The organism is Pseudoalteromonas sp. BSi20495 (genome assembly GCF_000241185.1).
GTDB lineage: Bacteria > Pseudomonadota > Gammaproteobacteria > Enterobacterales > Alteromonadaceae > Pseudoalteromonas > Pseudoalteromonas fuliginea.
In genome coordinates, this window is sequence record NZ_BADY01000082.1 from 47838 (window position 1) to 54193 (window position 6356).

The following is a 6356-nucleotide window of genomic DNA, read 5'->3' on the forward strand; positions in this document are numbered from 1 at the left end:
TGGGCACTTAAACACATTCATAAACACTTCGTTACGATTTAGCAGTTAAATTTTTTTTTATTCTAGGATAAGATGGAACAAACGTATTAGCTGTACCAAATTAAGGAGCTATTTTGATAGAAAAAATATTTAAAGGTATTTGGGCTGGGATTAACTTTTCTCGTCGATTAGTACTTAACATTTTGTTTTTATTACTTGTAATTGTTTTTATTGCGGGTATATCAAGCGATGACGATAAGATAATTATTGAAGATGGTTCTGTCCTAAGATTAAATCTTAATGGTCCTATCGTAGAAGAAAAAACATACATTGATCCAATTGAAGCAGCTATCAGCGATGTGACATCAGGTTCAGAAGTACCAAGTGAAATTTTACTAGATGATATCGTTGAAGTAATTAATGAAGCGGCTAAAGATGAACGCATTACTGTGTTACTTCTTGATTTACAAGAAATGCCTAAAGCACATTTGAATAAGCTTAAGCAAATTTCAAGTGCCATTGACCGCTTTAAAGAAACAGGTAAAAAAGTTATAGCATCAGGCTATTACTATACGCAAGCGCAATACTATATAGCATCGCATGCTGATGAAATTGCTATGCACCCTTACGGTAGCGTTGCAATTGAGGGGTATGGCATGTACCCACTTTACTTCAAAGATGCACTTGAAAAACTTGAAGTAACGCAGCATATTTTCCGTGTTGGTACTTTCAAGTCGGCAGTAGAACCTTTTATCCGTAATGACATGTCTGATGCAGCGAAAGAAGCTAACCGTGTTTGGTTAGGCGCTCTTTGGAGCGAATACAAACAAGATGTTGCTGCAGTACGCCCTTTTGATGAATCAAACTTTGACGAAACAATGGATGTGTATTTAGCAAAAATGCAAGCCGCAAATGGTGACGCTGGTAAATATGCACTAGATCATCAATGGGTTGATTCGTTAAAAACAAGTCAACAGATCCGCCAACAACTTATCGACTTAGTTGGCACACAAGAAGATGGTAAAACATTTAAGCAAGTATCATTTCGTGAATACTTAAGCTTAGTTAAACCACCTATTGCATTTGATAATCCACTAACTGAAAAAGTAGCCGTTGTTGTTGCAAAGGGCACAATTGTTGACGGTGAACGTAAAGCTGGCGAAATTGGTGGCGACTCTACTGCAGCCCTTCTTCGTAAAGCACGCCTTGATGATAAAGTTAAAGCAGTTGTACTTCGTATCGACTCTGGTGGTGGTAGCATGTTCGCCTCTGAAGTTATTCGTGCTGAAGTGCTCGCACTAAAGGCAGCGGGTAAACCGGTTATTGCTTCAATGAGTTCTGTAGCAGCATCGGGCGGTTATTGGATTGCCTCTGCAGCAAACGAAATTTGGGCAGCACCGAGTACAATAACAGGTTCTATTGGTGTGTTTGGTACGTTTATGACATTTGAAAAAACCTTGTCTAAAATTGGTGTTTATTCAGATGGTGTTGCAACAACTGAAATGGCAGGTTTTTCCATCACTCGCCCACTAAACGAAAAAATGGGTCAAATAATTCAAATGAGTGTTGAAGAAGCATACGGTCGCTTTTTAAATGTTGTGGCCGAAGCACGTAATATGACCCCAGAGCAAGTTGATAAAATAGCACAAGGGCGCGTATGGATTGCTTCGCAAGCCCTAGAGTTAGGCTTGGTAGATAAGCTTGGTAATAAACAAAATGCAATTGATGCTGCAGCTGCTCTTGCAAAACTAAATCACTACGAAGTTAAAACAATGACGCATGATTTAAGCCCGCAAGAAAAAATGATGCAAGATATCTTTGGAAATGCGTCGATTAAATCAATGTTAGGCCTACAATCACAAAAAACATCAGTGCTCGCTACGCAAGCTAACTTGCAAAGCGTTATTAACCAATTAAGTACTGAAGTTGAAAACCTTAAAGATTACAACGATCCACAAGGTGTATATGCACGCTGTCTAGTGTGTGACGTTGCACAATAAAAGTGCATCGCTTCGTCTAATCAGCTGTATTTGAAGCTGCTTAACGTTATACTAAGCCCAGTTTTTTTACTGGGCTTTTTTTATGAAACGCAAACGCATTTATATCGCTTACACTGGCGGTACTATAGGGATGAAAAAATCGAGCCGTGGTTACATTCCGGCCGAAGGCTTTTTAACTGAGACAGTGGTCAACAACGCTGAATTTAATCGTGATGAAATGCCTTTATTTGATATTCACGAATACTGTCCTCTTATTGATTCGTCTGATATGTCGCCTGCTCATTGGCAACTTATTGCTGATGATATTAAAAGTAAGTATCAACAATACGATGGTTTTGTTGTTCTGCACGGCACTGACACAATGGCGTACACCGCCTCTGCACTTTCGTTCATGTTTGAAAATCTGACTAAGCCTGTGATTGTAACCGGCTCGCAAATTCCGCTTTCACAATTGCGCTCAGACGGACAAGTCAACTTGCTTAACGCAATGTATTTAGCCGCAAACTATCCGATTGCTGAAGTAAGCTTGTTTTTCAATAACCAGCTATTTAGAGGAAATAGAGCAACAAAAGCCCATGCTGACGGTTTTAATGCATTTGCATCGCCTAACCTTGAACCTTTAGCGCTATCTGGTATTAGTATTCAACTTATTAAAGGTCAGCTTAGCCCTTACGTTGAAAACGAGCTGCAAGTAACGCCTATAACGCCCCAACCTATCGGGGTGCTATATTTATACCCAGGTATTAGCCGAGACGTAGTTAAAAGCTTAGTAAACGACAATATTAAAGCCTTGGTCTTACTTAGCTTTGGAGTGGGTAATGCACCTCAAGATCCAGAATTTTTATCGGTGCTAAGTGAAGCAAGTAAGCGCGGAATGGTCATCGTTAATTTAACCCAATGTTTAAAAGGTCATGTAAACATGGGGGGGTATGCAACAGGTAACGCATTATTAAATATTGGTGTTATTAGTGGATATGATATGACGTTAGAAGCCTGTTTAACTAAGTTGCATTACTTATTTAGTCAAAAGCTTGAAATTGAGACTATTCGCCATTTAATGCAAGACAATTTACGTGGTGAATTAAGCAGATAATAACGCACAACTAAAAACAAAAAGGCACGCTAATAAGCGTGCCTTTAAACTTTTAAACAACTGCTTATTATCTAACTTTAGCGTCTATCTCTACTAAATCTGTTAAATGGCACATTTCACCACTGTGGGTTTTAATACCGTGTTCACCAAAGTAATCACGCTGGGCTTGTACTAAATGCCCATTACTTGGTGTAGTTAACGTCGCTAAATAAGTTTGCGATGAGCTAAGCACTGGAAACGCTAAGCCAGACATAATTGCTTGGCCTGTTACCTTACGAAGTGCCGCAGCTTCTTTATCAAGAGAATCAATAAATTCAACGCCTTGCGCTACGCTATCTAAATAATCGGCGCGAATAATACAACCTGCGCGCCAAGTTTGTAATGTTTTAGATAAATCAACTTTCCATTGATGTGTACGCGATGCACCCTTTATAAGCGCTAAACCTTGGCGATAAGCCAATAAGCTTGCAAGCGTAAATGCATCTTTTAGCTCTTCTAAATCAATATCAACGTTGTTGGTTGATTTAGTTGCATATGTCATCTCTTGTGCGGCAGTTGTATCGCATGCATTGGTTAAATGGCGAGCTTGCACAGCAGCAACAAGTGAAGGGACAGCAATACCAAGTTCGAGTGCATTTTGCGCAGTCCAGAGACCGGTCCCTTTGGCGCCAACTTTATTATCAATTAAGTCCGCAAGCGGAACATTTTTTTGATTTTCAAGGGATAAGATATGGCTAGAAATCGAAAGCAGGTAACTATTTAATTGACCTTTTGACCAATCATCAAAAATAGCAGCCACTTCTTTGGGTGAACGGCCTGTGCCTAAACGAAGCAATTGGTACACTTCAGCGATTAATTGCATCAGTGCATATTCAATACCGTTGTGAACCATTTTTACAAAATGACCACTCGCAGACTGGCCTACACGCGCAAAGCATGAGTCGCCATTATAGCTTGCAGCTACTTTTTCAAACCAAGGTTCAATACGTTCCCAACCACCCTCAGAACCACTTGCCATCATTGCAGGGCCATGACGAGCGCCTTCTGCACCACCAGAAATACCCATAGTGGCAAATTCAAATTTATTTTGGTACTTAAGTTTACGCGTTATACCGTCTTTATAATTACTGTTACCACAATCAACAATCATGTCATTGCAATCAACGCCCGCATCCACCAGTTCATTACAAACTGTATCAACTAGCTCACCAGCAGGAACAAGCAGTAAGATTGAACGAGGTACTTCTAAACGCTTTACCATGTCTCTTAAATCAGAAACAATATGCAGTCTATCGGCCATACCTTGCGATTTAGCACAACTTAATAACTCTTCACCCGCATGCGGATTTTTGTCATAAGCGACTAGCGTAATCCCTTTTTCAATCAAGTTTAAAGCAAGATTTTTCCCCATAACGCCTAACCCGACTAATGCAACTTGCATTTAGTGTCCTCCTCGGTAACAACTATTTGGTTAGTGAATGTAAATAATACCGTGTGCATTATACTGATACAGTCATAAAAGACTAATCACATAACTAATACAACATGCTTTTTTAATATAGATAAATAAGCTACGCGATTATATCAAACATCAGTGCTCTCAGGGTGACAAAAAGCAATGCTATTTAAAATTTAAGAACATTGACGCATTCTGACACCGGTGTCATAATGATGACACAATAGTTTTGTATAAAATAGTGGCAATAATACAAACATTGTCCATTACTAAAAATATTTTTACCTTTTTGTATTTGTATTTTAAATAACAAAACAACCGTTAACCCGCTTACATCTAAGCACACAGGAGAATTTGATGCTAAGACGCACAAAAATAGTCGCTACCCTTGGGCCTGCTACCGATAGAGATAACAATTTAGAAAAAATTATTCGCGCCGGCGCCAACGTTGTACGTTTAAACTTCTCACATGGTATTGCACAAGATCATAAAGACCGTGCGCAAGCTGTACGCGATATTGCAAAAAAATTAGGCAAGCATATTGCCATCCTTGCTGACCTTCAAGGCCCTAAAATCCGCGTTTCTACTTTTAAAGAAGGTAAAGTAACGCTTGCTGTGGGTGCAAAGTTCACTCTTGATGCAAAAATGGAAAAAGGCGAAGGCGATGTTAACTCTGTAGGTATTGATTATAAAGAATTACCTAACGATGTTAGCCCTAACGACTTACTCCTCCTAAATGACGGCCTTATCCAACTAAGTGTTGATGAAGTAGCTGGGCACTTAGTACATTGTACTGTAACTGTTGGCGGTGTTTTATCTAACAATAAAGGTATTAACCGTTTAGGTGGTGGCTTAACTGCTCCAGCATTTACTGAAAAAGATAAAGAAGATTTAATCACGGCAGCTGAAATTGACGTAGATTATATTGCAGTTTCATTCCCTCGTAGTGGTGATGATATGCGCTACGTTCGCTCTCTAGCTGAAGCTGCTGGTTCAAAAGCACAACTACTTGCAAAAATTGAACGTGCTGAAGCCGTTGAAACACAAGAAGCGGTTGATGACATTATCTTAGCGTCTGACGCTGTAATGGTTGCTCGTGGTGATTTAGGTGTTGAAATTGGTGATGCTGCACTAATGGGCAAGCAAAAACTAATTATTCGTCGTGCTCGTTCATTAAACCGTACTGTAGTAACAGCAACGCAAATGATGGAATCGATGATCGATAACCCGATGCCCACTCGTGCAGAAGTTATGGATGTTGCAAATGCTGTTCTTGATGGAACAGATGCTGTAATGCTTTCTGCTGAAACAGCGGCTGGTGATTACCCTGAAGAAACAGTTGCTACAATGGCACGTGTTTGTTTAGGTGCTGAATCTCAAAAAGAAACACACGTTTCTAAACATCGTTTAGATAGTCGCTTTTCTAATAATGCTGAATCAATTGCCCTTTCTGCTATGTATGCAGCAAACCATTTAGATTCTGTTAAAGCAATCATCACACTAACTGAATCTGGCAGTACGGCTAAACTGATGTCGCGTATTAGCTCTGGTTTACCAATCTACTCGCTTTCACGTCATGCAAGTACGTTAGGTCAAACGGCACTTTATCGTGGTGTTTACCCAGTATTTTTTGATTCTACAAAAACTGAAAAAGACGGTATGGTAAAAGCAGCACTTGATACTTTAGTTGCTCAAGGCTCTTTAGAATCTGGCGATACAGTGATCATTACTCACGGTGACTCAATGGAAACCGTGGGCGCAACTAACACAATGAAAATCGTAACTGTTGTATAATTACTAAATATAAAAAAATGCGAGCTAAGACTCG

Annotated in this window: 4 protein-coding genes; 3 read left to right on the top strand and 1 reads right to left on the bottom strand. The window is 39.6% G+C overall.

The genetic code is table 11. From position 1 onward, the window contains the following. Positions 1 to 113 precede the first annotated feature (113 nt). Together sppA and ansA are read left to right on the top strand one after the other, a co-directional pair. Positions 114 to 1979: a signal peptide peptidase SppA gene (sppA, locus tag P20495_RS08725; RefSeq protein WP_008136703.1), complete on the top strand. Its 1866-nt coding sequence runs from the start codon at positions 114 to 116 to the stop codon at positions 1977 to 1979. Positions 1980 to 2061: 82 nt separating this feature from the next. Then, positions 2062 to 3072, top strand: a complete 1011-nt coding sequence (ansA, locus tag P20495_RS08720) for an asparaginase (RefSeq protein ID WP_007378053.1) — start codon at positions 2062 to 2064, stop codon at positions 3070 to 3072. A 67-nt stretch (positions 3073 to 3139) separates the two neighbouring features. Here the strand turns inward: ansA and gndA are convergent, their stop codons facing one another. Further along, positions 3140 to 4513 (bottom strand): NADP-dependent phosphogluconate dehydrogenase, encoded by a 1374-nt coding sequence (gene gndA, locus P20495_RS08715; RefSeq protein WP_007378052.1) that lies wholly within the window; start codon positions 4511 to 4513, stop codon positions 3140 to 3142. 372 nt (positions 4514 to 4885) lie between these two features. Between gndA and pyk the strand changes: the two genes are divergently transcribed. Continuing rightward, the gene (gene pyk, locus P20495_RS08710) at positions 4886 to 6322 is read left to right on the top strand and encodes a pyruvate kinase (RefSeq protein ID WP_007378051.1); all 1437 of its coding nucleotides are present in this window, start codon (positions 4886 to 4888) and stop codon (positions 6320 to 6322) included. Positions 6323 to 6356 lie beyond the last annotated feature (34 nt).

Excerpts from the sequence above, each read along its gene's own strand:
- gndA (WP_007378052.1), bottom strand. The coding sequence starts at position 4,513 with ATGCAAGTTGCATTAGTCGGGTTAGGCGTTATGGGGAAAAATCTTGCT.
- ansA (WP_007378053.1), top strand. The coding sequence starts at position 2,062 with ATGAAACGCAAACGCATTTATATCGCTTACACTGGCGGTACTATAGGG.
- pyk (WP_007378051.1), top strand. The coding sequence starts at position 4,886 with ATGCTAAGACGCACAAAAATAGTCGCTACCCTTGGGCCTGCTACCGAT.